The following is a 4,059-nucleotide window of genomic DNA, read 5'->3' on the forward strand; positions in this document are numbered from 1 at the left end:
GCGAGGAGCGGCTCAAGCCCGAGAATGCGCGACGCTTCGGTGATACGGCGCTCAACTTCTACACCTTCCAGCCTTTGCGGTTTCAGTGCGAATTCCATGTTCTGCCGCACGGTCATGTGCGGATAGAGCGCGTAATTCTGAAACACCATGGCAATCTGGCGGTCCTTGGGTGCGACTTCGTTGACGACCTGCGAGGCAATTTCAAGCTGGCCGTCGGAAATGCTCTCCAGCCCGGCGACCATCCTGAGCGTCGTCGTCTTGCCACATCCAGAGGGACCGAGCAGAACGACAAAGGCGCCCTCTTCAATCTCCAGGTTGATGCCGTGCACGACCTCCAATTGGCCGTAGCGTTTGACGACATTGCGTAGCGTCACGGATGACATGGATATACTCCTTAAAAAGTGTCGCGTTGATGGGCAGACGGGCTTCAGCCCTTGACCGAGCCCATGGTCAGTCCCTTGACCAGCCAGCGCTGGCACGTCAGGACGAAAATCACACCGGGGATGAGAACCACGAAAGAACCGGCCATGATGCGGCCCCACTGCACGGCATCGCTCGACCAGAAGGACATGACGGCGATGGTTACCGTCTGCGCCTTCGAGCCGGTCAGCATCAGCGCGAAGAGAAACTCGTTCCACGAAAAGATGAAGCAGAAGACCGCAGCGACTGCGAGGCCAGGGGCGGTCAATGGCAGCGTCACGTACCAGAAGGTTGCAATGACGCCGTGGCCATCCACTTGTGCCGCCTCTTCGAGCGCTTCCGGCACTTCGTCGAAAAATCCCTTCATCAACCAAACCGTCAGCGGAATGTTGAATGTCGAGTAGACGATAATGAGGGCCAGCGGCGTGTCGAGAAGGCCGATCGACTTGAAGATGATGTAATAGGGAACAACGACGGCGATGGGTGGAAACATCCGCATCGACAGAATCCAGAACGAGACGTCGTTGATCCACCTGCTTTTGATGCGCGAGATGGCATAGGCGGCCAGCGAGCCGACGACGAGGCTGAACGCCGTCGATCCCAACGCCACGATCAGGCTGTTGAGAATCTGCAGATGGAACGGCCGCATGGTGAAGAGGTCGTAGTAGTGCTGCAGTGTCGGCGTGAAGATGAAGGTCGGCGGCCGGGAGAACATCAGCGCTGACGGTTTCAACGACGACACCACGATCAGGTAAATCGGGGTCATGAACAAAATCAAAACGACGGTGATCAAAATATAGAAGAGGATTTTTTCGCGTGCATTGGAGGTCATGGCTTTGCTCCGTTCATCTGGCCAGAGCAGCCTGGCTGCGCTGCAAGGATCTGAAGAAGAAGGTGATGAACACGGTGATAATGATGAGCGAGACAAACGAAGCCGCCGCACCGACGCCCATGCGCCAAAAGGTAAAGCTCTGCCGGTAGATGTAGAGCGAGATGACTTCCGTGGCGTCGGCCGGACCTCCCTTCGTCAGAACGAAAATGATGTCGTAGATCTTAAAGGCGTCGATCGCGCGCAGGAATAGCAGGCTTATGATCACTGGCTTGAGCTGCGGCAGCGTGATGTAGCGAAAGACATCGAAGCGGCTGTTGCCGTCAATCCGCGCGGCCTCATAGGGTTCTGGCGACAGGCTCTGCAACGCGGCAGCCGTTCCCATCATAAAGAACGGTGTCCACTGCCAGATATCGGCGATGGCAATGGCTGTTAGCGCCCAGCCGGTGCTGGTGATCCAGGCGACGGGGCCGATACCCACCAGACTGAGGAAATAGTTGAGATATCCCAATTCTGGAAAATAGAGAAACAGCCAGACCAGGCCGACGATAACAGGCGAGATCATCATGGGGATAAGCAGTAAGGTACGCACCACCGCCATGCCCGGCAGTTTCTGCGTAACGAGCAGCGCAATGCCGACGCCGAGCACGACCTGGACGGAAAGTGTCATGGCCATCAGCTTGAACGTGGTCAACAGCGCATGCAGAAAGGCTGGTGAACTGAGGACTTCCACGTAATTCGCCACACCCACGAAGACCCTTGGGATGAACGGTTTGGAAAGATCATAGCTGCGGAAACTCAGCCAGAGCGCGTAAAGCATCGGGTAGATGGTCGTTACGAAAAGTATGACGACCGCAGGCAAAAGGAAGACGAGTGCAATGCGCCGGTCGCGGCTCACAGTGTGTTTCATGACGGATCTTTCCAACGGGAGGCGCCCGCCCGGCCGCAAAGACCGGGCGGATCGCAACCTTACTTTTTCAGGACTTCAGCTGGAGCATCGTTGATCCAGCGCAGTCGCTGTTCGACCGAAAACATCTGGAGCTGCGTGTTGACGGCGTTGCAGGCTGTCGTCAGCGCTTCCTTCGCCGTTGCCGTTTCGCCGGCCATGTATTTGCTCAGCTCCACGCCGAAATTCTCTTCTACGGCCTGATAGAAAGGATGGAAAATACGGCGGCGCGCGTTGACCTGGCTGTCGAGCAGGACCTTGTAGTAAGGATATTTCTCCTGCAGCTTAGCGTCGCCCAGAATGGACTTGCGGAACTGGCTCACCCCCTTGCCCTCATCGGCAAAGCGGCGCATCAACTTCTCGCTGGTCGCCCATTTGATGAACTCCCAGGCCGCGTCCTTTTCCTTGTCCTGCGATTTGGCATTGACGGCAAAACCGAGCGTACCGGTATAGGTCGGCTGCGGGCCGGCGTCGGATTCGGGATTGGCCGCGAAACCGGCCTTGCCGATTTTGGCCAGCACCGCCTCTTCCGGATTGGTCAGGCGCACTGATCGAACGCTCCAATAGGCAGCCTCAGCCGCTTCGCCACGCTCCATGAAGCCTGACTGGATGTCCCACATCAGGCCGAGATAATCTGGCGGATTGAACGGGATGAGCGACTGCATATATTCCGCCGCCTTGATGTGCGGTTCGCCTGTCATGGCGCAAAGGCCGGTCTTCGGATCCCAGTAATCGCCACCGAACGAGCGCATGAACGGGAAGTAATCGTGGGTGATTGCGCCCTGGACGCGGCTATAGGACTGGCTTACGCCGTAAAGATCGTTCTCCAACGGCTTGCCGCCGGCCAGATCGCCTTTTTTGCGGGTGAAAAATTCGGCGATATCGCGATATTGGATCCAAGTCTTGGCAGGGGCGAGATCGTAGCCGTACTTCTTCTTGAAGTTTGCCTGTTCATCAGGATTTTCGAGCAGATCGGCGCGGTATTGCTGAAGCCAGGTCATGCCGGAGGCCGGAAAGGCAAGCAGCTTGCCCTGCCAGGTATTTTCCTGCAACTGGATGGGCACGATATCGTCCAGGCCGATTTCAGCTGCATCTCGCTTCGCGCGAGACGTCAAGTCCTCAAGAGCGCCTGCTTCACCGAGCAGCCCTACCCAGGGGCTATCTATCCAAAGCAACTGATAGGTCGGGCTGTCAGAGCTCGATTCGACGATGATCTTGTCGATCAGGCCGGGATAGGGAAGCTGATCGATCTGCACCTTGATGCCGGTCAGCGCTTCAAATTCGCCCACGAGCGGCGCGACTCTTGTAACCGACGTATCGCCGATGCCGAGCATTTTCAGCTCGACGCCGGCAAAGGGCTTGTCCTGCGCCCAAACACTGCTGCTCATCAGCGCTGCAACGCCTAAAGCGATAGTGGATTTATTCCATATTCCCATCGAAATGCTCCTCCATATTCGAATGAAACGATCTGACCGCCCCCAAGCTTTTGGGCACAGCTACTTGATGCCGCCCCTGGGGAACCCAGGGGCGGATTTCACACCTCATCATTGAGGTGAAATGCGCTTACGCGTTCGTGACCGGTGACCAGAGTTTAGGACCACCCTCGGCCTCGTAACCAAGCGGCCCGGTCACGCTGACAATTTCCAGAAACTGGCCCCACGGCGCCCGCAGATAGAGCCAAGTCAGCCCTTTCATTGCACCAGTATCGACATAAGTCGGGCCATCCAGAACCTCGACACCCTTTTCCCTCAGACGCTCGGCTGTGGAAACGGCGTCGTCCACCTGGAACGCGACGTGAAAACCACCCGGCTGGCTGTTGCGTTTCAACGCGTCGTTCGTCGTCTCCCCAGAATACTGAAAGAGC

5 protein-coding genes are annotated in these 4,059 nt (G+C 57.1%); all 5 read right to left on the reverse strand.

Going from position 1 to position 4,059, the window contains the following annotated elements; genetic code table 11:
• Positions 1-383, reverse strand: a 383-nt coding sequence (locus A3AY_RS0126515) for an ABC transporter ATP-binding protein (protein ID WP_018328710.1), incomplete at its 3' end; no start/stop codon positions are given.
• A gap of 44 nt (positions 384-427) precedes the next feature.
• Positions 428-1,252, reverse strand: a complete 825-nt coding sequence (locus A3AY_RS0126520) for a carbohydrate ABC transporter permease (protein ID WP_018328711.1) — start codon at positions 1,250-1,252, stop codon at positions 428-430.
• Positions 1,253-1,265: 13 nt separating this feature from the next.
• Positions 1,266-2,147 (reverse strand): carbohydrate ABC transporter permease, encoded by an 882-nt coding sequence (locus A3AY_RS0126525; protein ID WP_210163031.1) that lies wholly within the window; start codon positions 2,145-2,147, stop codon positions 1,266-1,268.
• Positions 2,148-2,218: 71 nt separating this feature from the next.
• Positions 2,219-3,583, reverse strand: a complete 1,365-nt coding sequence (locus tag A3AY_RS0126530; protein WP_018328713.1) for an extracellular solute-binding protein — start codon at positions 3,581-3,583, stop codon at positions 2,219-2,221.
• 175 nt (positions 3,584-3,758) lie between these two features.
• The coding region (locus A3AY_RS39875) for a VOC family protein (protein ID WP_018328714.1) at positions 3,759-4,059 on the reverse strand (301 nt) is incomplete at its 5' end.

Source organism: Rhizobium giardinii bv. giardinii H152 (genome assembly GCF_000379605.1).
GTDB classification, from domain to species: domain Bacteria; phylum Pseudomonadota; class Alphaproteobacteria; order Rhizobiales; family Rhizobiaceae; genus Pararhizobium; species Pararhizobium giardinii.